21 protein-coding genes are annotated in these 23021 nt (G+C 33.9%); 10 read left to right on the top strand and 11 right to left on the bottom strand.

What is annotated here, in order from left to right:
• Window positions 1–9: 9 nt before the first annotated feature.
• A complete protein-coding gene (locus LS81_RS03035; protein ID WP_034344463.1) occupies window positions 10–882 on the bottom strand; it encodes a hypothetical protein in 873 nt (290 codons plus the stop codon).
• Between the two features lie 267 nt (window positions 883–1149).
• Here LS81_RS03035 and LS81_RS03030 point away from each other — a divergent pair, with 267 nt between their 5' ends.
• From LS81_RS03030 to LS81_RS02985, 10 genes are all read left to right on the top strand, one after another.
• The gene (locus LS81_RS03030; protein WP_034317876.1) at window positions 1150–1716 is read left to right on the top strand and encodes a flagellar FLiS export co-chaperone; all 567 of its coding nucleotides are present in this window, start codon (window positions 1150–1152) and stop codon (window positions 1714–1716) included.
• 427 nt (window positions 1717–2143) lie between these two features.
• On the top strand, window positions 2144–3199 hold the full coding sequence (pyrC, locus tag LS81_RS03025; RefSeq protein WP_034344464.1) for a dihydroorotase: 1056 nt from the start codon (window positions 2144–2146) through the stop codon (window positions 3197–3199).
• A gap of 13 nt (window positions 3200–3212) precedes the next feature.
• Window positions 3213–4505: a hypothetical protein gene (locus tag LS81_RS03020; RefSeq protein ID WP_034344465.1), complete on the top strand. Its 1293-nt coding sequence runs from the start codon at window positions 3213–3215 to the stop codon at window positions 4503–4505.
• Between the two features lie 17 nt (window positions 4506–4522).
• Window positions 4523–4747, top strand: coding sequence for a hypothetical protein (locus tag LS81_RS03015; protein WP_034344467.1), 225 nt, complete (start codon window positions 4523–4525; stop codon window positions 4745–4747).
• The gene (locus LS81_RS03010; RefSeq protein ID WP_034344470.1) at window positions 4747–5346 is read left to right on the top strand and encodes a hypothetical protein; all 600 of its coding nucleotides are present in this window, start codon (window positions 4747–4749) and stop codon (window positions 5344–5346) included. Before LS81_RS03015 ends, LS81_RS03010 begins: the two co-directional genes overlap by 1 nt.
• Before the next feature lie 8 nt (window positions 5347–5354).
• Window positions 5355–5711, top strand: coding sequence for a hydrogenase/urease nickel incorporation protein HypA (gene hypA, locus LS81_RS03005; protein WP_034317861.1), 357 nt, complete (start codon window positions 5355–5357; stop codon window positions 5709–5711).
• A gap of 16 nt (window positions 5712–5727) precedes the next feature.
• Entirely contained in the window at window positions 5728–6696 is a 969-nt protein-coding gene (mua, locus tag LS81_RS03000; protein ID WP_034344475.1) for a nickel-binding protein Mua, read from the top strand.
• An 82-nt stretch (window positions 6697–6778) separates the two neighbouring features.
• Complete coding sequence (lpxB, locus tag LS81_RS02995) at window positions 6779–7906, top strand: lipid-A-disaccharide synthase (RefSeq protein WP_162846240.1); 1128 nt, start codon at window positions 6779–6781, stop codon at window positions 7904–7906.
• A gap of 90 nt (window positions 7907–7996) precedes the next feature.
• Window positions 7997–8818 carry a UTP--glucose-1-phosphate uridylyltransferase GalU gene (galU, locus tag LS81_RS02990; protein WP_034344476.1) on the top strand — a complete coding sequence of 274 codons (822 nt, stop codon included), beginning with the start codon at window positions 7997–7999 and terminating at the stop codon, window positions 8816–8818.
• Window positions 8819–8963: 145 nt separating this feature from the next.
• Window positions 8964–10031, top strand: a complete 1068-nt coding sequence (locus LS81_RS02985) for a hypothetical protein (protein ID WP_034344477.1) — start codon at window positions 8964–8966, stop codon at window positions 10029–10031.
• 383 nt (window positions 10032–10414) lie between these two features.
• On the opposite strand, the gene LS81_RS02980 is transcribed toward LS81_RS02985, so the two are convergent.
• From LS81_RS02980 to LS81_RS02935, 10 genes are all read right to left on the bottom strand, one after another.
• A complete protein-coding gene (locus LS81_RS02980) occupies window positions 10415–11692 on the bottom strand; it encodes a phosphonoacetaldehyde reductase (RefSeq protein WP_034344478.1) in 1278 nt (425 codons plus the stop codon).
• Window positions 11682–13361: a thiamine pyrophosphate-dependent enzyme gene (locus tag LS81_RS02975; protein ID WP_034344479.1), complete on the bottom strand. Its 1680-nt coding sequence runs from the start codon at window positions 13359–13361 to the stop codon at window positions 11682–11684. Before LS81_RS02975 ends, LS81_RS02980 begins: the two co-directional genes overlap by 11 nt.
• Window positions 13361–14701, bottom strand: a complete 1341-nt coding sequence (aepX, locus tag LS81_RS02970; protein WP_267892489.1) for a phosphoenolpyruvate mutase — start codon at window positions 14699–14701, stop codon at window positions 13361–13363. Before aepX ends, LS81_RS02975 begins: the two co-directional genes overlap by 1 nt.
• On the bottom strand, window positions 14698–15639 hold the full coding sequence (locus LS81_RS02965) for a class I SAM-dependent methyltransferase (RefSeq protein WP_104696492.1): 942 nt from the start codon (window positions 15637–15639) through the stop codon (window positions 14698–14700). Before LS81_RS02965 ends, aepX begins: the two co-directional genes overlap by 4 nt.
• A gap of 25 nt (window positions 15640–15664) precedes the next feature.
• Window positions 15665–18454 (bottom strand): YidC/Oxa1 family membrane protein insertase, encoded by a 2790-nt coding sequence (locus tag LS81_RS02960; RefSeq protein ID WP_034344482.1) that lies wholly within the window; start codon window positions 18452–18454, stop codon window positions 15665–15667.
• On the bottom strand, window positions 18448–19644 hold the full coding sequence (locus LS81_RS02955; RefSeq protein ID WP_233715904.1) for a CDP-glycerol glycerophosphotransferase family protein: 1197 nt from the start codon (window positions 19642–19644) through the stop codon (window positions 18448–18450). The genes LS81_RS02960 and LS81_RS02955 overlap by 7 nt, the downstream gene beginning before the upstream one ends.
• Window positions 19644–19877, bottom strand: coding sequence for a hypothetical protein (locus LS81_RS02950; RefSeq protein WP_138069870.1), 234 nt, complete (start codon window positions 19875–19877; stop codon window positions 19644–19646). Before LS81_RS02950 ends, LS81_RS02955 begins: the two co-directional genes overlap by 1 nt.
• A gap of 346 nt (window positions 19878–20223) precedes the next feature.
• Window positions 20224–20820, bottom strand: coding sequence for a phosphatase PAP2 family protein (locus LS81_RS02945; RefSeq protein WP_034346836.1), 597 nt, complete (start codon window positions 20818–20820; stop codon window positions 20224–20226).
• Window positions 20821–20843: 23 nt separating this feature from the next.
• Window positions 20844–21524, bottom strand: a complete 681-nt coding sequence (locus LS81_RS02940) for a hypothetical protein (RefSeq protein WP_034347272.1) — start codon at window positions 21522–21524, stop codon at window positions 20844–20846.
• A gap of 287 nt (window positions 21525–21811) precedes the next feature.
• Window positions 21812–22927 (bottom strand): Cj0069 family protein, encoded by a 1116-nt coding sequence (locus LS81_RS02935; RefSeq protein WP_034317507.1) that lies wholly within the window; start codon window positions 22925–22927, stop codon window positions 21812–21814.
• Window positions 22928–23021: the final 94 nt, after the last annotated feature.

Below are 23021 nucleotides of genomic sequence, written 5' to 3'. Positions count from 1 at the left end.
AAGCATATTCTAGCATGAATTTGCATAAATTGCATTTTTTAGCAATACAAAATTAATAAATGCATCTTTTTTCAGCTTTGGATTTATGAGCATTTGCATAATATCTGGCACACATACGCAAATGACTTTTTTATTCTCCATGGTATGGTAATCAAGTAGCTTACCGCTTGCCTCTTGCAATGTGATTTCAAAGAAGTCAAAACATATATGTTCGCCAAAAAATACAGCATAATCTACATTTTCTAGTTGCGTATGAAGATAATTGCTACAAATACGTCTTTGCGTGGCAAGGGCTTGTGTGCGTACCTGCCTACTTATTTGCTGATTATCACCAACTTCAGCACATTTAAAAAGTGGAAATAAAAATACACTTTCTTTATGGAGTAAAAACACTTTTTCGATAATATCAAAAAGCATCTCATTACTTCTATTTAACTCAAGATTCTCTAGTATTGCATAGCCAGCTTTTGGTGCCTCTTTGAGATGGAGTGTTTCTATGATAAAGGCAATATTTGGAAATATTTTTGATTTTGTTTGAGCTTCTTTTACATTATTGAAAGCTTGGTTTGTGGGTAAAATCGCACATAATCTTTCAGAATCTTTTACAGATTTTGAAAGAGAGCAAAGTTTGCATTGCATAACTTTTTGTGTAATTTGCTGCATATTGTTTTGTGTATTATAATCAGTTGGTTGGTTTGTTGTTTGCCTATTGTATTGTTGGTTTATCTGCATAGGATTGGGATATTTTTCTTGCTTTTGTATATCGGAATTTTGCGTCATCTTAGTGAGATCTATAAAATTGTCTCCAAGCATTGCATGTCGATATAGCATATCGAGCGATTTTAAATACTTATATAATTTTGCTTCATCATTGTGCTGCATGATACACCCAAAAGTAATATTCCATGGTCTAGGATTCTAATGAAAATATATGCTGTTTTAATAAATGTATTTTACTCTGTGTAAATATTTGTCGATATGCCTTTGTCTTATTGACTATAAATTGTAATTACACTTAGAATCATTGTCTAGCAACATTAGGAATTGATAAGGGATTAGATGTTCTGCGTTGTGGGTTTGTTTGGAATGATTTGTAGAGTTGGCATACTATTTGCTTAGTTTAAGAAAATTTTAATACAAGGACGCGTTATGGATAGGATGTTGCAAACTTTTAAAAAGTATGTGGGTGATTTGGATAATATTGAAGATATTATGATGAATGCAGTTCCACAAAGTAAAATGCAAACACATCGTTTTGGTGAGGGGATAAAGGCTGCCAATGAGCTTGTTGGCTGTCTACAAGTATTAAGTGCAAAACTTAATAAATTGCAAACAATTGTTTCAAAGGTCGAATTCAGTTTAGAAGAAGATCCAACAAATCCAGCAAATGTTAATATGAGCGAGATTCTGCTTTCACAAGCTAGAGATTTGATAATGAATACGCGTTTTATTGATAGAGATTTATTTGATACAGAGTTAAGTGCATCAATGGGAGATCACAGTGTCTCTTTTGAAATGGCAAGTCCCATGCCACTTTTAAATGCTAAAGATTTCCAATCTTTACACCAATATATAGATGCAAAGAAAGAAGAGATAAGTGCATGCATGGAAGTAATTCGTGCATTAAGTGAAGCACCTGTAGCAACAAGCGATGTTTCTATGAGTAATTTGCGTGGGAAAACCATTGGTGAAGCATTAAGAAATAGTGGATTCTAGAATCATATTTCACCTTAGATTCTAAGCTTCTTTAGATTGCTCAGAATCTCATACAGAATGCAAGGTGATTAATCTATATTTATTAGCATTGACAATTTTTTATTACTCCTGTAATTTACAATGATTTTTATGAGCTTATTATCATCTGCATGTGAGTAGTCAAGGTGAGCATGAGCTATATGTTAGCGTTTTGCAATGAAGATAAGGTAACCTTGAGTATTAATAACAAATCATATGTGTGCGATCACTTATTTGCAAGGTAAGTGAATTATACTTTATTGCTAAAAGTAAGCGATAATTTAGCACTTTCTAAACCACATATATTCCATTCTTATGTTATAATTTCGCCTTTATTCTAAAGAGAGTTCGCTCCAGCTTATTCAGTGCGATTACCTTCAACATCTCAATTACTTTCAAGAGGTAAAACATGGATACTATTATCTTGCAAAATCCAATAGATATGCACATACATTTACGACAAGATTCTATGTTGGAAGCTGTGTTGCCTTATAGTGCAAGGCATTTTAGTGCATTACTTGCTATGCCAAACCTAAATCCACCGCTAATGGACATAGAAGCTATACTTGCTTATAAAAAAGAAATTATGAGGATAACGCAAATTGATTCAGAAAAAAATGGATTAAAGGGAGATCACTTTGTCCCCCTCATTGCATTATATATTCATGATAATCTTACAATAGAGATGCTCAAACAAGCACATTTAGCTGGAGTTAAGATTTTAAAGCTTTATCCAAAAGGTGCGACTACCAACGCAGAGAATGGTGTGAGTGATGTATTGTGTCCGCATTTACTTACCCTACTTGAAGAAGCACAAAAACTAAATATGATTCTAAGCATACATGGTGAGAGTGCGGGGTTTAGTATGGATAGAGAAAAAGAGTTTTTGGAAGTATTTAGCGAATTAGCAAGAACTTTCCCAAAATTAACAATAATTATAGAGCATTTGAGCGATAGGCATTCGTTAGAATGTATCCATAAATACGAGAATCTCTATGGTACCATTACGCTTCATCATATGTTATTAACGCTTGATGATGTTATAGGAGGCAAGCTAAATCCGTTTATGTTTTGTAAGCCTGTTGTCAAAACACCTGCAGATAGAGATGCTATACTTCAGGCTGCTTTGAGCGGTGATTCTAAAATTAGTTTTGGATCTGATAGTGCACCACACACTATACAAGCAAAGTTAGAAGGTGCTGCTGGAATCTTTAGTGCCCCAATCTTGCTTGAGGCGTTATGCACACTTTTTGCAAAACATAATAGATTAGAAAATCTCCCTCAATTCTTAAGTCTTAATGCACAAAAAATATATGATATAAAATTGCCTTTTACAAAGCAAATCACCCTCAAAAAAGATTCTTTTAGTTTTGGGGAAAGTATAGAATCTAAGTTGGGTAATATCGCTGTGTTTATGGGAAAATCCTCGCTAGATTATAGAGTGCATGAAATAGAAATTTTATAAGTTAGGTTAATGTATGAAGATACTTGATTATCTGTTTTACTTAACGTTATGCGTAGTTGCAAGTATTGGATTAATGAACTTTCATTTTGATGAAGATATATACTTTTCATTACCTACTTTTGAATCTTCAAAAATATATGAGGTGTATGAGAAAGAGCAATGGCAATTGGATTCTGCAAATTTGGTCGCAATCGATATGACGCAAATAGACCCTACTAAATACCTCATCACTTATCTTAGTAAGGATAAGGGAGAGAGCACGAAATTACATGGTGTACTTTTTTATCCAAGCAAATACAGCACAATGTCTAGAAAGGGAGTATGGCAAAATATCACTACAAATACAAAAACACATAGTCAAGATATTGTGCTTTTTAACTTAGAAATGCTTAAAGCACAAACAAGACAATATGCACGCTCTCTACATAGCGTTTTAGCACAAAACTTTGATTCTAGTCTTTATCTTTTTCTTAATGCTACCTTATCACAGAATCCGCTCATTACAAGGACATACATTTTTCAATCAAGCCTAGAGGATATTGCAAAGAGTATTGAATCAGATGATATACAAAAAAATACAGATACACTCTTTAGTTTATATAAAAATCCTGCATTAAGTTTACTTGGAAGAACAAATGTATTTTTTTCTCATAAACCAAGCACATTCTTTGGTGTAGATAATACTATACAAGGTATAATCTTGCCATTTTATACTCACATAAATGACGATATGACATTTTTTGGAATCTTTAATAAGGAATTGCAACTTGAAGGGATAGTAAAACCATATAGTGATGTGCCTTATACAGATCCAATCTTAATACCTTTGCCTTCTCGTTACGATATTAACCATGTTGTAAATGATATGACTACACACCAATGTCTAGCATTATATACAAATACAGCAAGGCAAAGCGATAATAAGCCAAACTTAGCTTATCAGCTTTGTAAAATAAGTAATGGGGTATTACAATTTGAAGACATACAAGAGAGCAAAGAGTTGCGTGTGGGGGCTATGAGTGCAGCTGTTTTTGGACGTTATGTTATACTTATTTATACCAATAAGGAGAATACGGCAATTAATTTGGCAGTGTGGAATGGCAGCGACTTTATAACATTAAAAGAGCTTGATAAAAGCATAAAAGCTCAATTTATAAACCCAAGGATACTGACATATGGCACATATGCTTATATTGTTTATGCAAAAGACATGCAAGATAAGATTAATGTAATTACGTTAAATGAAACATACATTAACAATCTTATAACATCACACAATGCGATGAATCAAAATATGGCAAATTAGGAAGATTAAGGAATTTTATGCGAGATATAGATTCTAAAACATATTTCATAATTATGTGGATTGTGAGGTTTGGAGTGAGATTTTTGGATTTTAGAATCTCTAAAATTCATGCTTGTATAGTTGCTAGGTTTTGGAGTAAAAGCTTTGTGGAATCAAGATTCTATAATTATTCTATATGTATAACTCTATTTGCTCTAGTGTTTATTAGTTTAGTATTATTAAGCATACATAAAGGCATATAATGACTTATTATTCACTTGTTACATATTCACTTATGTGTTCAGCAGTAGTACTTGGCTTACTCTCTCTTGCACGTCTTTTTTTTGGCACATTTTTACGACCAATTACGCGTGGATTTATAAGTTTGCTTGTATTTATATTAAGCCTCATTCCTATAAAATACATGAGTCTCTCTATGTTGCTTTATAGCATATTTGATATACCAAGCTTTTTATTGTTTTTTATTTGTTTTTTTTCGATTATTAGGACTTTTGTTAATCAAATAGGTTTTACAATAGGCTATCGCGGTTTTTTGTTTTTAGCGATTTTATGGTTGTTATTGTTAGGTAATGCTTTTGGAGTCTTTGAGTGGGCATATGGAACGTTAGGATATAAAATCTTATGTGTTTCTTGCGTAATTGCTATTTGCTATTGTATTGATAGAGTTTGTGCAATATTCATGCTTATGTCATTTACTTTATGGTTAGTATTTGCAAATACACTAGATTTATATAGTGCAATGCTTGATAGTAATGTAGCATTATTTGGGTGGATTATGCAGAGTATGCCACTTTATCGCAATAATTTCCATGTTGCATTATTGAAACCAAAAATAAGATAAGGAATAATATGCATGAATACTCAGTTGTAGCTTCACTGCTTGATCTTTGCTTGATTCATCTGCAAGAGCATAATGCAGCAAAGGTAGAAAATATCGTTGTGAGTGTTGGTGAGCGTGCAAATATTGATAAAAGCTTATTGCAGAGTGCTTTTGAAATCTTGCAGGTAGAATATGATTCTATTAAAGATGCAACCCTGACGCTTACAACAGAAAAACTTTTATTAGAATGCAAGGATTGTGAGAATACTTTTCATAATTTAGATGATCCAACTTGTCCAAATTGTAAAAGTAAAAATACGCATATTACGCAGGGACGGGATATAAGACTTGAACAATTGAGTCTTGCAACAGATGAAACTAACTAATAGAGAGGAGTGTAACTTGAGTTTAAAAGAAGATGAAAAAGAAGTATTAGCTCATATTGTACAAAACATTGATGAGCAAGAAATTTTTCTTGAGTTTGTTGCTAAAGCTGAAACCATTAAAGAAGCATGGCAGATTGCAAAGATTTTTGAAAGTAAGAAAAAAGAATTTATAGAGAATATACAAGAATATGAGATTCTCATTAAAGCCAAAGAAAAGCAATTAAAAAATCTAAATACAGAAATTACAGATGCGAACAATTTATTAAAAGAAGCAAATATAGAGTTGGCAAATATAAAAGCTGAAATTGAAGAAATGCAAGGAAAAGCACAACTTTATAAAAATAAACTATTACAAAGTAAACAAGAAAATAGTATTGAATCTTTTGATATGCAAACAAGCTTTGCACTATCAAAAGATGATGATTCTAATTTGCTTGATTTTAGCGGGATTGTTATGGAATTCCAGCCATTAAATGTTGTAAGTGTGCATGTCAAGAATGGTGCGACCGCTATGGCAAGGGCAGCACAGATGATATATCCAAAGGAATTACATGATGTATATCTTAAGGCAGCTAAGCGGCTTTTCCGCTTAAAGGATAAAATTAGTGAACTTGAGCTTAAAAATGACAAACTACATATAGAGCTTAGAGACTTAACGGAAGAAGATAACTTTAAAGAGCAAATGCGAAGTAGCATGGACGATACAAGTGATGATTATATATCTATTGGTACACCAAAAACAGCAAACAATCAAGCCAACCATACTCTAAATGAGATGTCAAACAATATAGCTTTTAAGGAAACGACTTTTAATCAAAAAAATTATGATGAAGAGACTCAGGCTGATAGAATGGCACGAATTGATAAAAAGAAAGAAAGAGTCGAGGAAATGTTAAGCCAACTCTCTAATGTGTTAAGAGAGGAGGGGGTTAGTCAAAAAAGTGCTGATGAGTTTTTGGAGGCATTTAAAGCTAGAAACAGATAAGTATATATGATAAGTAATATTGTAACAAATCTTAGAAAATGTTTAAGGGATAAGAATGCATGAGATCGTAGCAGATGAAGATATGAGAAAAGAGATTGTAGCTACTAAAAAACAATTGAGAATTTTTGTTAGTGCACTTGAGCCAAGTTCTAACTTGCATCTTAAAAATCTCGCATCTGTTTTACCGGAATATTGCACACTTATTGGCGTGTGTGAAAGTGAGGTTGGCATTCAGATTCTAAGTCCTAGAGAGTTTGCTATTATGGGGTTTAGTGATGTTGCAAAAAAGATTAGATTCTTTAAAAAAGCAATGCAAATTCTTAGTGAATCTGCCCTTACATGCGATAAGATTCTTTTAATGGATAGTTCATCGTTTCATCTAAGGCTTGCCAAAAAGATAAGAGAGAAAAATCCAAACATTTCCATCATGTATTACATATTACCACAGGTATGGGCATGGAAGGAATGGCGTGCAAAAGAAATTGAGAAGTTATTTGACAAACTTGCATGTATTTGGCCATTTGAATTGCAATATTACGATAAGAAAGCACGTTATGTTGGGCATCCACTGCTTGACATCTATACAGAATCTAAATATTTTTACAATAAAGATTCTAATGTTTTTGTATTTATGCCTGGCAGTCGTAAAAGTGAAATAAAAAAACTCATGGATGATTATAGAAGTGTGGCCAAAAACCTTTTAAAAAAATATCGACATGTCGTTTTAAGGCTCATTGTCCCAGAAAAATTCCGTGATACAGAAATGATGAAGATATATGGCAACATAGATCTATTTCATGTTGTATATAATACTCAAGAGGGTCTAAGCAATGCTACTTTTGCTTTTGTATGTGCTGGGACTGCGACACTTGAGGCAAGTCTCATGCAGATTCCATTTGTGCTTGTCTATCGAGCAAAATGGATTGATTACTGCATTGCGCGAATGTTTGTGAAGTTGAAGTTTGTTGGTTTAGCAAATATTATCTATCAAGCTATGCTTAAGGAAAATGGTAGAGATATTAAAAAAGCTGGACTTGGTAGTGAATATTTACATGAAGAGCTTTTGCAAAACGATTGCACGGCTAAAAATATGCTTAAGGCATATGAGAATTTTAATTATGAAAAGTATTTTGAAGGCACAGCTACATTACGCAAATATCTACAACATGGTAGCAGAATGAGTGTAATGAAATGGCTACTTGAGCCATAATAAATATGGAATTATTGAAGCAAAAGGCTAATTTGCATTATTTCTTTGTATAATTAGACTTGTCAATAAAGCAACATTAAAAGGATAAAAATGATAGAGACTTGTTTATTTCCCGCAGCTGGTTATGGCACGAGATTTTTACCTGCAACAAAGGCGATGCCAAAGGAAATGTTACCAATTCTTACTAAGCCACTCATTCAGTATGGTGTGGAAGAAGCCCTCAATGCAGGTTGTAGAACGATGGCAATTGTTACTGGGCGAGGTAAAAGAAGCATTGAAGATCATTTTGACATTAGTTATGAGCTAGAACATCAAATAAAAGATACTTCAAAAGAGAATTTGCTTAGTGAAATACGAAATATTATGGAGACTGCCACCTTTAGTTATACACGACAAAAGGAAATGCGAGGATTAGGACATGCGATATTGACAGGTGAAACTCTTGTAGGCAAGAATCCATTTGCAGTGATTTTGGCTGATGATTTATGTTATAGTGAGAGTGAGGGGGTGCTTACACAGATGATGAGAATCTATGAAAGATATCGCTGTTCTGTAGTTGCCATTGAAGAAGTAGATTCTAATGAAGTTCATAAGTATGGTATTATTGAAGCTGATATGCTAGAAGATGGGATCTATAAAGTAAAGTCTATGGTTGAGAAGCCTAGTAAAGAAAATGCCCCAAGCAATCTAGCTATTATTGGTCGCTACATTCTAACACCTGATATTTTTAATATCTTACGCATGACAAAGCCTGGCATTAATGGTGAATTACAAATCACAGATGCACTTTTAGAGCAGGCAAAATTAGGACGTGTTATCGGTTATAAATTTAAGGGAATCCGCTATGATTGTGGCAGTATTGATGGTTTTGTAAAAGCAACAAATGATTTTTATAAACGATCCCGACAATAATATATTTTATTGTTGTCGCACGAGCTAGGCGATATTGAGGGAGTATTTTGTAGATTACAAAATTTATGTTAGAATCAAAGATTAGTTTTTATGTAGACAGGGTAATATTTATATTCTAAATGTCTATTATCAAAAGGAATATATTATGAATAAACTTGCACGAAATATTGTTATTTTTGGAGCAGTTATCATTGCGATATTGCTTATAGTGCTATATTTTGCTTCAAGAAAGATGTTGCAAGAGGTAGAAAGTCGTCTTAACCAAGGCATGGAGTTTGCTCGTGTTTATGTAGAAGAGGCTCAAAGCAACCAATATGGTATTCAACGTTTTGAATACAAACCTTTTGAATGCAGTGGGCTTATGGATTATAAGTGCAAATCAGAGGAAATAACACTTTACATGGATGATTTTGCAGAGCCAAATCACAATGTCCATGAAGCGATACAATTTTATAATTTCACACTTACTGGTGAAGATATAAAAAGCAGAAATCATCTTTCATTCAAGGTAAAAACAGATATAAAATATCCAACTACGAATAGATTGTTTGGAGATTCTACAAAAGATTCACTTACTGCCTTTTTTAACCATAGTGTAGATTCACTGCTGCCAAATAAACTAGAGTGTGAGCAAGAATATCTCTATACAACTGATGAAGACACACCTCACACAGTCACTGCAGATACAAAATGCACCCTTATATCACAGATTTTTAATACAAGGCTAGAATCTGTAAATGCTTTTACACCAAATGTTGAACGAGCACATATAATTGGGATTTTATATGATATAGCAATGGCAATGAATGGTGATTCTAACAAGGAGGAGTTACAAGCTCAAAATATCCCACATGAATTGCTTTCATTGAAGTTTAATATCCAACCAAAACAATCTTTTAATGATTTTATTGCATCTAATGATAAGCTAACAACAGAACAAAAAGATGCCTTATTGACACAATCTGAGGTAAATTTAAGCCTTATGAGACTTATTGGCACACCATTTCTTACACCATATATAGGTGAGAGTAGTCAGGTTTTCATGCAAGGTTTGAGCGATGTGATGCAAAATAAAATAAAAGAGTTTGATGTTCAACTTATACTTAAAAATCCTCCAAATTTCCAACCATTGATAATGTTTAAAAATATGAATGTGATGGATTGGTTAAATTATTTTAACAAGAACTATAAAATTATGATTAGCACAAAATAAATAGAGATAGGGTTACTCTATTTAAAGCCTTTTGATTTGGCTCTTTAAAGTTTGTTATGTTAGAAATTAAAAGCAATGATAGTGCAAAAAAGCTTAAACATTTAAGCTACATTAATTACATCTTTTAGACTTTGCTTTTTTATTTATTCTTACTAGTATCATGAGAAGCTTAATATGAGGCTTATTGTATCTTAACTCTTTTTTAAAAGGTGTATTTAGAAAGAGTGTAATTTGTATGTTTATTTAGAGTTTGTTTTGAGGTATGATTGATTTATATTGATTTAATGAGACTTTGTTTGTTTGAGTGGAGTAAAAATTATATCTAATTATACAAATTAGACAGAGATTGGAATACCTATTATATTCTTAATATTCATAAAATATCAGCTAGAGAGTAATCTAAGCATTTCTGTTTTTACTTTGGCTATATCAAGTAGTCCGTTTTTAGCCCTTGCATTCAGTGAATTAAAGATATTGTTTATCATATCAGAATCTAATCCGTAAATACGCGGATTACTTGAAATTTGAAGCTTTGTAAAAAGATTTTTAATTTTTTGTTTATAAGGGTTTAAGATTAAATCTGCTCTTTCATCATTTATGCAATCTAGTAAAATAGGTAAAGAAAAACTGCACGCTAAGCCATGTGGCACACCGCATTGCATTGTGATGGGATAGCTGATTGCATGGGCTAAGGCTGTTTGTGTGTTTGAAAAGCTAAGGGCAGCTTGCATACAAGCAAGAGCCAAATTTCTCCGTAAGGTTTTAAGAGATTGCTTGTTGTATTCTGAATTGCGAGAAGGTAAGTTTTTTTTATTTAACATATCATACAATGGTATTAGATTTTCTAAAATTAGCTCAATAGCTGCTTTTGCGTATTGTGTAGAAATTGGATTAGCATTTTTATTCCAAATAGATTCTATAGCATGAGATAGACTATCAAGTGTTGTATGCAGTGTAAGTGCTAAAGGCAAAGAAAGTAAAAGAGAGATATCATAAAATGCTATTTGTGGGTATAAGCATTTGTGCGATAAAGAATATTTAATGTTCGTTTTGCTATTCCAAATAGTTGTCCATTGCGTTAGTTCGCTACCTGTACCAGCTGTGCTGGGACAAGCAAAGAGAGGAAGAGCCTGTGCTTCTCCTAGTATTTCCAGTGTCTCATGATGAATTGCAATTTCATTTTTTAGAGCAAAAAACTTTGCACTATCAATTACGCTACCGCCGCCAAGTGCAATAATCGCATCGTACTGCCCCTTTAATTTTGCTTTTATGCTTTGCAGGAAGTCTAGTTCTGGATTTGGCGTTATGCAATCAAGGACAATTATATTATTGAAAATATTTGCAATACTCTGGACTAAGTTAGTTCTTTTAGTGTCTGAGTTATTGGAAGTTGCATGATTGAAGTTTTGAGATTGTGGCTTTGTGAGGTGATTTTTTGAACTATAATCATATTGAAATGCAGCATGTGAAGTAGTCAAACAAGCAGTTGGTAAAGTTTCTGTTATTATACTAATGTCTCGATTTGAACACCCCTTTCCAAATCCTTTAGAAGTTACAAGCAAATATCTCTTATTTTGGCTGTTTTGAGCTAAAGTCTGTAAAGATTCTAAAATATCTATATCAAAGCAAATTTGTACCGGATTATAGTAGTTAAAACTCATTACCATTCCCTTGTATATACTCACTAAGTCTTTGTGCTACTTCTTGTGGTGTAATCTTTGGGCGTCCTAAGTTTTCCTTGGAACCTTTTTGAATCTTAAGGTAAATAAACCATGCACCCTTTCTAGAATCTCTATTATTCGAATTGCAGTGTTGTCCTATAGATTCTTTTGGTGCTTCCACCTCTGCAATACCTTCACAGGTCGAATGTTTTTTATCGATTGACAACTGTTGATTCGTGAATACTTTAATATATGTTTCAAATTCTTTTAAACTTTTTGCCTCATATACATGCACATAACCACACGATTTTGCGATAGAGCAGAAATCCACGAATGGTGAGAGATTAAATTGACCACCTGTACTATCGTGACTTTCATTATCAAGTAGAATATGGCAAAAGTTGTTTTGATCTTTTGTGTAATATGCATTTGTGCTTAATGCTCCAAGCCGCATAAGAAGGGCAGAATCTCCATCTATAGCGATAACTTTTTGTTTGCTTTTTAGTGCAATTCCAAGTGAAAGAGAGCTCACACATCCCATAGAACCCACCATATAGAGTTGATTTGGACTATCATTTATTTCGTAGAGTTCTCTACCACATTTACCTGTTGTGGCAAGAAGTAGAGTGTTGGAAACCTTTGCGAGATTATGCAGAACTGTTAGAGCTTGAAGCCGTGTCGGAGTTTTACATGCGAATTCTGATAATTCAGAATCTTTGTTTGGATACACCTGGTTGTTTTTTTTCTTGCTAAAATCTATATGTTTAAAGAATGTAGATTGTTTATCTATAACTTTATTTACACTTTCGTTCATCCTAACACTTGAGGTTTGATTTTGTGTATAATCTGAGGCAAGAACTTCTTCTGAAGATACATGCTCTCGCACATATTTTCTTAAAGATAGGTGCTTAATGTTGGCGACTACTGAATGTTCATTAGCAAGAGAGACTTTAGAAAATGTTTTGTCTCTCACAATAAAGAAAAAGCTTTCCCCTTGTTCTAAATAGCTTAAAGCTTGATCCACTTGAGTCTTAGCTAGAGATATATCTGAATCTAAAAAGGCATACTTGATTTTACAAATTTCTAATAGCTTATCTGTGATGATGCCTAAAAGTTCATGTTGTGGTTCATCGGTATTTATGTCATTTTCGTCACGTTCACCACGCAAGGACACAAAGCCTAGAATTGGAATTTTGAAAGGATAGTTAAGGCTTGTAAGTGGGCTTAGAGCATTGCTTAAGCCGCTATTTTGCATTAATACCACACCATAGGCTTGTGATGTGATTTTTTGGGGTAAGGTAGGAAATTTATGTATTTCTTGTGTAGTAGGCATTTGATTTTTATACTCAGAATTACATAATTTTATTTTTTCATTAAAAACCTTAGTACTACTTACGTCAATACCGCTAGAGTTTATAGCCGTAAGATTTGTTGCCGTGGATTGCAAGTGGTTGTTTAAAGAAGAATTATAGGATAAATACCTTTGATGTCTACACAAACTTATCCCGCTTGCAATTGCTATTGCATCCCCTTCATTATTACTCATAATAAAAGATTTAATATTAATGGCATAATTAATGAGTGGTGCGAGATATGAGCAAGGCACACCCACAAAATCTTTTAACCCTACACTTTGTAAATAATCACCGAATTCTTGTGTGTTTAGCATTATATCGTTCCTGGAATAAGTGAAAGAATTTCTTTCACACTCATACATTTAGTTTCTATCTCTTTACTTCTGTCGTATCTTAAAATTCCTTCAGCAACTTCTTTCATTGCGATGAAACTTGCACGCAGCAAGTGATTTGCGTAAATAACGACATTTACCCCTGCTTCACCTAGCTCTTTTGCTGTAATTTCATTGAAGCTTGTGGGTACAACTATCACGGGCGTTTTAGAATCTCGGACTCGAAAGGCTTTCATAAAGGCTAACACCTCATTGGGTGTTTTTTGTCGAGAATGAATCATGATACCATCCGCTCCAGCTTCTATATAGGCAAAAGCTCTTTTTAGTGCATCCTCTTGCCCTTTTTCCAAGATTAAAGATTCAATGCGTGCAATAATCATAAATTCGCTTGTAATTTGAGCATTTTTTCCTGCTTTGATTTTTTCGCAAAACACCTCTATATCTTCTTGTGTTTGTTCCACCTCATTACCCAAAAGTGAGTTTTTCTTTAAACCAGTTTTGTCTTCGATAATAACTGCAGACACCCCAGTTCGTTCCAAGCTTCTCACAGAAAAGACAAAATGTTCTAGCTTGCCACCCGTATCAGCATCATAGATTAGGGGTTTCGAAGTTACCTCAAAAATTTCATTAATTGTATTCAGGCGACTTGTTAGCTCTACTGCCTCAATATCTGGCTTACCTCTACTTGTAGAATCTGTAAGACTGGAGCTCCAGAAACCATCAAATTCTAATTTTTTGCCATCTACTTCTATGAAGGAATTTTGAGCAATAAGGGCAGATATTGCTGAATGGGTTTCACAGATTCTAAGTGGAGTTTTTGCATTAATTAGTCGGCGTAACAATGATAATCTTGCGTTTGTACTGATACCAATAGCTCTTGCGTCAAGGTTAAGTTGTGTTGAGCTTATACCTACTGTGTAGTTTGGCTCTATTAGTTCACCACAGCCTAATTCATGTAACGTATCGATAACATTTTGGCGTGTTTTACTCTGTGCACCGCTTTTCCAATCATCACCATGAACCACATAGCGAGGCTGTAAGGTGCGAATGTTGTTCTCATAGCTTAAGCTATCTTGAGGAATAACTCGATCAACTTCTTTTAAATGACTAATCACCTCATAACGCTGGGTGTAGTTCATATAAGGTAATCTTTTGTAGGATGCAATGGCTTTATCAGTTAAAAGTCCTAGTACAACTTCGCCTTTTACACCTTCTTTAGCTTCTAAAGCATCGGCCAATTCCCTTGCAATTTTTAAGATATTAATGTGCCCAGGGTGAATTAAATCTGCTGCCATAGCAACATAGACAACTAAAGGTTTCATTGCTTGCTCCTTGGATAAATTTCACAAGAAGCATTAATGGCGCTAGGACCCGCAAGATTCTTTTTTTGCAACAATACGAATAAAATAATCATCCTCACCATTAAATGGTGCAAAACCGTTGTCTTCCATTGCATAAAGGATTTTAAAGCAGTAAGTGGTACCCCCCCCTCCACTGCCAAATTATTATGTGCATCAGTGTTGTTTGACGTATTTCCAGTATCACAAGCTAATGGACTATATATTGTATCATTTGGATTAAAACGCAAGGATTTAATCTCGCGTAGTGTTTGCTCGAAATTCAGAAATCTTCGATAGTGCTCATCATAAATGAATGCATTCGGTTCATTATCTATGGCTTTGCCCCTACCACAAAGACTATTCTTTTCACCTCTAGCTTCAATAGCTAGAATTCCACCTTTTTTGCAATACTTGAGGCAATTCGCAAGTGTTTTGTCTTGTTGTACTTTACTAATTGAGTGCAAGGTAAATCGAGAATAAATACAATCGAAATATCGCCTAAAACCAAAATTATCAAGTTGTGTAAAGTCGCCAGCTAAAAAGTGCGGAACACTTTGTTTGTGTAATCTTTGAGACATATCTTGTAACAAAAGTTGCATAGTTTTTCTTTTATTGTCTTGCAAACTTTCCTCATTTTTGATAAGAGTTTGTATATAATTGTTTAAAAATTCTATTTCTTCTTGTACTTGATCTATTGCAATTACATCAATAGCGTTGGTGGCAAAATAGAGACTATCTCGTCCGTTTCCACAACCCAACTCAAGAAGAGACAAAGCATTAGACTTTGTATCTTTAATTCCTGTAGAATCTGTGTTTGTGGATCCTAACAAATAGTTATCATATATAAATTTTGCAAAAAGCGACGGTTCGACATTGATTTTATGTTTATTGTAAAAATTACGCCAATATATCTTATCCATATTATTTTCCTTTTCTTGTATTGATTTAATGTGCTATACCATCAATCTTTAGTACATTGTTTTTGACTTCTCGCGTGATGTCTTGCCAATTATTCTCATCATAAATATTGCCTTTGACTCGGAAATAATGACTTATAAGCCATTCGTTTACCTTGTGTTGTTCTAGGCCTGCAGAAATAGGGGTTGCCTGTATCATAAACCTGTCTTTTATGTTATGCTGTAAGATATTGTTTGGCACATTGGGACAACCGTGTGGAAGATTTGAGCAAAAAATACTTGAGATGTCATAATTTGCCATGAGTCTCGAATCTAACTTTAACTCTCCGCTCGCATTAAAATCTTTAAACAAGAAGAGAACATCGGGTCTTCCCTCTTTCATCGCCACATCATTAGAGATACCTATACTATCAAATCCACCGTGATCACTTACAACAAATATTTGTGTGTTGTTATAAATATTGTTATCTTTAAGCCATTGTATAAAAGTGCCAAGATAGCTTAAAGCACATGCTTCAGAATCATAGTGTTTAAAATAAAGTCTTTTTTCTGCTTTATTCCTATAAGACATTTCTGTTTTATGTGGATAATCGTTCCATGCAGTTTTAGTGCCAAGTTTATTTTCCACGCTCTGAAATCTACAGGTTTTTCCATCATAATACATAGAGTATGGGGTGTGTGTCATCAAAGAGTGCAAATATTTAAAAGTTGGCTTTTTGGATTCCGTGTTATGTAGATGCGTAAAAGCATAGAATGATGAGGCGTAGGGTAATGATGTCTTTACGTTATAATCAACTATCTTGTGACGCAACCATTCCCCATTGTTATACACCTTGTGACGCAATATCTCTGGACTAAAACGAAATACAGCGTAACTTAGAAGGCGCTTATAGATTGCAGAATTCCCCTCGTTTGCGAGTTGTAAGGCAATTGCATCTTCTGGATGACGCATAAGATAGTAATCAATATAGGTGTGACCGTTTTGTACTATAAACATTTGCTCATTGTAAGCTTGCAGATATCTCTGTTCTTTAGCCCAATCACCCATAAAATATCCTACACTATAACCATTTTTCACAAAAGTGTCACCTATAACACCAAAAGCTTCAGTAATACTGTCAGCAAGGATATCTTTTCTTGCGTTCATGTTGTATACAGAATAGTACTCTCCCCCTATGATTGTAGCAATGCTGTGGATAGTAGAGTTTGTTGTAGATATTGCATTATCAAATAACACAAAACCATCAAGCTGTGTTTTGAATTCTGGGAACTGCGTTAAAAGTGGTCGCATATGTGAACCACTAAACATATCGAGCACAAAAATAACAATATTTTTCTCATTCTTAGAATAAGAAAATAATTCTTTTTCATAAGGTTGTAAACCACCATCTTGTATAAGGTTTTTTGGGGTTATGTAAGTTTTATTTGCTTCCACAATCTTGTAGACGGATATAATGCTTAATATACAGAGTGTTGCAAAAACAACACTAAAAAAAGTTTTAAGCCATTTGAAACAAAAATACACGACCATCACACTTACTATAAACGTACACAAGGCATATAAGAGATTGTTGGGGTTATCAAACTTTGGTTTTTGTAGGATAAAATGATCCATGGCCCCATAATCTCCTACAAAAATAAATGTATTTATGATTCCCATAAGCAATAGTGTGCTTACGACATATACACCAAATTTAAAGAGTCGTGTTTTATAAAAAAAGCTTGTAATATAGGTAATTATAAAACTAGAACAAAGAAATGATCCAAACAAAACCGCAAGAGTTTGATAGGTTTGACTTATATCAAATTGAGACACATCACTGCTATAAATAGCATAGGGACTAAAGACGCATATCATAAAACAGATATTAAGAATAGCAAGAATGCTTACATCGCGATAAAACTTGTAGGTTTTAGAATCTAGAGCTATATATGGGGCAAACACACTAGAAACGAATTGCTTGAAGCTAGAGTTTTTTTGCAATGCCGCATGTTGTGTATCTGTGACTGCGTGAACCTCTGTTTCAGTATATACCATCTTGTTGTTTAAAAGAAACTTATGTTGTGTATGGTTAGAGGCAGTGGTTACTCTATCAGCAGTAACTACTTCTAAAGGCATATTTTCATTTGTATCATTCTCTGTAGTTTGGTGTCTTTTGTTTCTGTAGCGTTTAAATATCTCTTTAAATAGTGCAAACCCCATATTACATGTCCAATATAAGACCAATGCACTAGGCATATTATAAAGCAGCACTAAAAACAACAACGCAATCAAGCTTCCTTGTATCCTTGCACTCTTTTCCTCTGAGCTATAAAAGACATTAATGAGCGTAAAAGTAGTCATAAGTATAGGTAATACGTGAATTTTTATATCAAATAATGTTATAGAATCTGGCTTACTTAAGTCATCGATCCAGAGAAATGAAATATTTTGTAGATACTCTGCATTTTCCACTAAATGGATCATTGCAATGAAGAATGGAATTTGTAGAGCCAATCCGCCAAGATTGAATAAGGCAAAGATAGGGTGGAAATGCTTTTGCTTATAGAGTGTGCGGATATAACTTTGTAATTCTGCACCTTTAAATACACGCTTAAACTCTTTGATCTTTGTATCGCATTGATCTTTTAGGGAATGAAAAATTATAGCCTTTCTATCAAAGTATAGGGTGATATTGAGCATAAAAAGTTGTATTACAAATGCAAGTAAAATGATGCTTACGCCATAGCTTTTAGTTGCCTTAAAGAGCGTAAATAATGCCCAATCAATTACTTGTTCCAAAGGGAATATAAAAACACTATATAAAATCTCTAGCATTGCTGACCTTTTATTAAAATATCACCAAGCTCTCTTAGTCTTGCTACAAGCGACATTTGCGGTTTTAGTTTTGCTTCAACAATTTCTCGTTCAATCTTTAGAATTTCCATCGCCGATTGCACTCCAGCGTTACCTGGAAATTGCCATAAGAATTCTTTTGTTTCTTGCAGATACATTTTTAACTTTTCATGTGCGTTAGTTGATATATTATCGTGGTAAGAGTTAAAAATATCCTCACAAATTTGCTGTAGGTTTGAAAAATGTTCTTGTGATATTCTTCTGCCAATTTTGTCTAATACATTAAAAGTCCAAATAGAATCTCTTGATATATCTGCCATATCGTAACCGCTCAAGTCCATATCATTATCAATGGTAAGTACAGGCTTACCTTGCAAACACACAAAATCAAATATTACGCTTGAGAAATCAGAAATCATCATATCTGCTTTTGCAAATGCATGGACATTGGGCGTTCCTTGATCCCATGAGACATTTTTATAATCTTCTAATGCTTCTTGTAGAGATTGTATATTTCTTCTTTCATCTGGTGAGATGTAGCTTTGTGGGTGAGGACGGATGATGACCTTATAAGAGCTTTTGGCTAAAGGTAAAAGTAATTCTAAACCATACTTGTTTAGTAGTGTTTCTTTTCCCCAAGATGGCGAGATAAGTATAGTTTTTGTAGTGCTTTCTTGTGTATGGGATTGTAAACTTTGTGTTTGAATGAAGAGATCGTCAAGATAGGTAGATCCAGTGATTGCAATGTGTTTTCTTTTTACGTTATGTGCAGACTCTATGTTGCGGACAAAGTCTGCCTGAGCTGCATTTGCTACTAACACAGAGTCAAAATAATCTATGCCAAATACACGATAAGTCATGGGGGAAAGTGAATGCACAATATGGCAATAATGTGCTACACCGCGATTTCGTCTGATATGTAAGACATCAAGCCCAGGTGTAGTTAGCACTAAAATGTCAGTGCGAAGTTTATTTAAGAGGCTATAAGCTTTATTGCCTTCTCCAATATATATAAACTTACCATTTTTTGATGAATTATCAAATTCTAGTCTTTGCAGTGCGGGATCATTTTTTGAGGAAGTATAGTAAGTATATGGGTGTTTTAAAGAATCTAGTGCATCCAAGATGGGTTTAAAGGTGCCATAATATTGAGGTCCTTCAGAGTAAAACACTAGATTGCTATGAGAGACTCCCCCCCCCCCCCCATTTCTTTAACAGAAGTTAATGGAGTATATGTGCCAAAAGAGATAATTTTATAAAAAATATTTTTGACAAAAAAGAGCATAGAGGCAAAAAAAGCAACAAATGAAGAGAGTAATAATGAACCACTACCTGGATCAAGATAGGCAAATGCGATACTAGGTGATACGCATAATAAAATGAAAGATGTTAGCAAATATTTCACGTAGGTTTTCCTTCACTAGTCTTGCAATATATTAAATATAAGAAACTGATAAATACCAATATAACAACAATATTATTATTGGATTAAAACAACATATGTCTAATTATAGCAAAAAAACACTATTTTTACACATGCCTCATATTTTGCAATCCTAAGAGTCTATTGAGAAGATGTAGGGACTAGCATATAGATTGAGGTGCCTAGGAATAATTGTATTTCAGAAAAATGTAAACTAAGTTGTGTTTTATCATGACATCTTTATAGAAACATATGAGTTTCATAATGTGTTAAGTATGATGAATAATATTTAAAGATGTGGAATTTAGAAGTATGCTTTATCATAAGATTACCATCGATAGTGCATATTTACACCATAGAAGCTGCCAAGGCTGTCCGCACTTATCTCTGGCGTTACAATAAATCTTGTTTGTGGCTTATATCGTGTGGTAAAAACATATGCCCATCCCCATGCGATTGCACTGCCCACTGCAACTTGCCAAATTGTGTGTTTTTGGGCATATACACGAGAAGCCGCAGTAACTATTCCAAGCCCTATAAGTGGTAATGCAGGTTTCCAGCCATAGCGATAATATACAAAACCAGCAGCACTAAATGCACCGCCTGCATGTCCACTTGGCATACCTTTATAGTCATCACAACAGGGTCGTTTAGCAAAATCTATGCTTGTACCATTAAGATGGGCATACTCAAACCCTCTTTTGATAAGTTCTATTGTGCCTTGCGTGGCAAGTGAGCCTGCAGTAAGCTGTGCTGCCCCTTCATAATCACGCATACCAAGGCTAACGATTAATACGCCAAATGGTGCGAGTGTCAAGATATCACCTAATTTTTCAAATTCATCTCTGGCTTGTGTATTTTGTGTAAATATGAATAGGCACATACATACATACATAATTTTCTTATATATTTTAAAGATAGACATTTATCACCCCAATTATTTCAACTTTAGAATCTATTTTGTTGTATATGTGTAATTTTTTTGCATTGTAAGTCGCGTTGCATAATGGCTTTATCAAGTGTTATGCTAAAAAGCATACCTTGACATTTGATTTCATACTGAGATATCAGCATGTAAAAATCATCATAAGACCCCACAATACCTTGTATAAAAGCATAGTGCTTTAACTCACGTAAATCATAAATAATATTGCTATTTGATTTTATGTTTGCAAGTATGGCTTGTATTGCGTTCTCTAAATCTGCTTTACTTTGTATATTTTCATAGTCCTTTGTGTATTGAAACAGAAATTGTTCTTTATTTTGTATATTTGCAAATTTCTCTCCATAATATTTTTTATATGGATTCTTCGTGGAAGAATGTAGTGTGTAACCTGCCAATTCATTATCACATGGATATTTTCTAGTTGTCAGCAAGGATTGCAATGTTTGTTCATAATGTTTATTGAAAGCACAAGTAAAAGTAATGCTAAGCTCTGGAATCCTAGCCAATTTATAAGAGTCGCTTAACTCTTGCAATTCATTAATTGCGACACTAAATGTTTCTTTTTTGGGGAGTAATTTCGCAATTTCTTTTACTTCTTCCAAGAATATTTTATCATTTTGGACATAGGCATATTTAATGGTATAACTTGAGGAGCTTTTAAAAGCATCTTGCATAACATTCATACAAGCGTTAAAGTATAAGCACATTAACACAATTAAACAAAAGCGTAATATGCAGATACTTGTTTTAACGTAATGTAAAATCATAAAAAACCTTACGAGTTAGAAGTAGTCAATACAATCAAAACTAAACTTCACAATTTAGTATTTTTTTTGTAGCTGAAGCTTGTGTGAGATAGCTTTGATTTTAAAATGAGTAGTATAGCAGCAAAACGCTTATAAAACATCACATTAATAAGCGTTTATATAGAAAACAAGCAAAAATGTTTTGTGGATCTAAAGCTTATGATCTATTTTTGTGAATCTTCTACAATATTAATGATTGTGTTAGCTACTCTTCGTGCTGTTTTATCCAAGAACTCAACAGGAGAAGTAAAGCCAACGCAAGAGCAGTTGATTTCACCCAATACATATTTGTCTTTACCATTTTCATCAGTATCAAGAATGAAGTCAGCTGTCCATATCAAAGGCAAGTCATAATTACCAAGTTTTGTTTTAATCTCTGGTAAATTAGATAGGAAGTAACTTACAAGTTCATTCCATTGTTCTGGTTTATCATAGCGGTATTTTGCTCCACTAAAAAGTGTCGCAGAGAATGCATCAGCCCCTTCAGCTGGTTTTTTATGTACAACATAAATAGGATCCTTATAAAGCATTAAGATTCTAATCTCACCTTCTTTAATCCTTGGTAAGAAAGTCATATCCACAAGCATACCATTATCGCCAGTTAGATATTTCTCACAAAAATTCATAAAGTCGCCAAGCTTATGCTCTTCTACATGGTTATCCACTGCTTCTGTGCATCGCACAATTGTATCAAGCGGAACAGAATCAAACTTGCCATATTGGCTTTGATCTTTTAGTTGCACACGCCAAATACCTTCTCCTGTGCTACCACGATTTTGTTTGAGAACTCTTTCACCTTTGGCTAATGTTTTTGGGAAGTTTGCTTTAAAATCATGCTCTTCACCTGCTACCCAATTTACACCAATGCGTTTTGCTTCTGATGGATCATAATAGGCTAGAGTATCTGTTGGAACGAGTTCTGTATTGCGGAGTTTTGTGAGTGCATCTTTTGCTCCATAGCCAATCATTGCATCAGGATGAGGCATACCAATAACCCCATCATCACAAAGCTTACGTAATACATCAAAATATAGCTTTTCTTCTTTTAAGTTGCCAGGATTAACACGCGATACATACGCATCGGCAGATTTTTTGACGTACTCAAAAATCTCATTTGTTTTTGCGGAATCCTTTAAGATTTCATCTGTAAAGAATATAACTTCTGCATTCCAACCAAGCTTTTTGAGGTAGTCCATCATTGGCACGGTGTCTCTTCTGTGTCCATCTCTACCTTTATCACTACCGCCTACTGCTTCAAAAAAAACGATATGCTTTTTCATTGAGCCGCTCCTTAAAAATGAAATTCCTTAATTGTAGCATATTTTCGTATAAAATATACTTTTAGTTCCTACCCCATAAGACTTTGGCAAATAG

The organism is Helicobacter trogontum (genome assembly GCF_000765905.2).
Classification (GTDB): domain Bacteria; phylum Campylobacterota; class Campylobacteria; order Campylobacterales; family Helicobacteraceae; genus Helicobacter_A; species Helicobacter_A trogontum.
This window is presented reverse-complemented; position numbering and strand designations above follow the sequence as displayed.

What these genes read in the sequence shown, in the direction of transcription:
- LS81_RS02975 (WP_034344479.1), bottom strand. Translation starts at nt 13,361, where the DNA reads ATGCTAAACACACAAGAATTCGGTGATTATTTACAAAGTGTAGGGTTA.
- LS81_RS03035 (WP_034344463.1), bottom strand. Translation starts at nt 882, where the DNA reads ATGCAGCACAATGATGAAGCAAAATTATATAAGTATTTAAAATCGCTC.
- LS81_RS03015 (WP_034344467.1), top strand. Translation starts at nt 4,523, where the DNA reads ATGCGAGATATAGATTCTAAAACATATTTCATAATTATGTGGATTGTG.
- pyrC (WP_034344464.1), top strand. Translation starts at nt 2,144, where the DNA reads ATGGATACTATTATCTTGCAAAATCCAATAGATATGCACATACATTTA.
- LS81_RS02935 (WP_034317507.1), bottom strand. Translation starts at nt 22,927, where the DNA reads ATGAAAAAGCATATCGTTTTTTTTGAAGCAGTAGGCGGTAGTGATAAA.
- LS81_RS02960 (WP_034344482.1), bottom strand. Translation starts at nt 18,454, where the DNA reads ATGCTAGAGATTTTATATAGTGTTTTTATATTCCCTTTGGAACAAGTA.
- LS81_RS02940 (WP_034347272.1), bottom strand. Translation starts at nt 21,524, where the DNA reads ATGAATGTTATGCAAGATGCTTTTAAAAGCTCCTCAAGTTATACCATT.
- LS81_RS02985 (WP_034344477.1), top strand. Translation starts at nt 8,964, where the DNA reads ATGAATAAACTTGCACGAAATATTGTTATTTTTGGAGCAGTTATCATT.
- LS81_RS03030 (WP_034317876.1), top strand. Translation starts at nt 1,150, where the DNA reads ATGGATAGGATGTTGCAAACTTTTAAAAAGTATGTGGGTGATTTGGAT.
- LS81_RS02965 (WP_104696492.1), bottom strand. Translation starts at nt 15,639, where the DNA reads ATGGATAAGATATATTGGCGTAATTTTTACAATAAACATAAAATCAAT.
- hypA (WP_034317861.1), top strand. Translation starts at nt 5,355, where the DNA reads ATGCATGAATACTCAGTTGTAGCTTCACTGCTTGATCTTTGCTTGATT.
- LS81_RS02945 (WP_034346836.1), bottom strand. Translation starts at nt 20,820, where the DNA reads ATGTCTATCTTTAAAATATATAAGAAAATTATGTATGTATGTATGTGC.
- LS81_RS03020 (WP_034344465.1), top strand. Translation starts at nt 3,213, where the DNA reads ATGAAGATACTTGATTATCTGTTTTACTTAACGTTATGCGTAGTTGCA.
- aepX (WP_267892489.1), bottom strand. Translation starts at nt 14,701, where the DNA reads ATGAAACCTTTAGTTGTCTATGTTGCTATGGCAGCAGATTTAATTCAC.
- galU (WP_034344476.1), top strand. Translation starts at nt 7,997, where the DNA reads ATGATAGAGACTTGTTTATTTCCCGCAGCTGGTTATGGCACGAGATTT.
- lpxB (WP_162846240.1), top strand. Translation starts at nt 6,779, where the DNA reads ATGAGAAAAGAGATTGTAGCTACTAAAAAACAATTGAGAATTTTTGTT.
- LS81_RS02980 (WP_034344478.1), bottom strand. Translation starts at nt 11,692, where the DNA reads ATGAGTTTTAACTACTATAATCCGGTACAAATTTGCTTTGATATAGAT.
- LS81_RS03010 (WP_034344470.1), top strand. Translation starts at nt 4,747, where the DNA reads ATGACTTATTATTCACTTGTTACATATTCACTTATGTGTTCAGCAGTA.